This is a genomic window from Mesorhizobium sp. M8A.F.Ca.ET.181.01.1.1, from assembly GCF_004792025.1.
In the GTDB taxonomy this organism is placed as follows: Bacteria; Pseudomonadota; Alphaproteobacteria; order Rhizobiales; family Rhizobiaceae; genus Mesorhizobium.
Genome location: NZ_SRTV01000113.1, coordinates 1 through 354, shown reverse-complemented (window position 1 = coordinate 354; position 354 = coordinate 1). Strand labels below are relative to the sequence as shown.

At 68.1% G+C, this 354-nt stretch carries 1 protein-coding gene; it reads left to right on the top strand.

Annotated elements, in window-relative coordinates; translation table 11 throughout:
• Positions 1 to 32 precede the first annotated feature (32 nt).
• On the top strand, positions 33 to 354 hold a 322-nt coding region (locus EN824_RS33825; protein WP_245521081.1), incomplete at its 3' end, for an amidase family protein.

The following is a 354-nucleotide window of genomic DNA, read 5'->3' as shown; positions in this document are numbered from 1 at the left end:
GCGACGCCGTGCCGCGAACGAACGCGCCAGTCGTGGCACGCGTGACCGCAGCGGGTGCATTGGTCGCCGGCAAGGCCAACATGCATGAACTCGCTTTCGGCTGCACCAACGACAACGGATTTTTCGGTCCGGCCCGCAACCCGTACGACGCGTCCAGAATTCCCGGGGGAAGCAGCGGCGGGTCTGCCGTGTTGGTGGCGAGTGGTGCGGTGCCGGCGTCGCTCGGCACCGACACCGGCGGATCGGTTCGAATTCCGGCGGCGCTATGCGGACTGGTCGGCTTTCGTCCTACGCATGGACGCTATCCGTCCGCGGGCGTCGTACCGATATCGCCCACGCGCGACACGGTCGGCC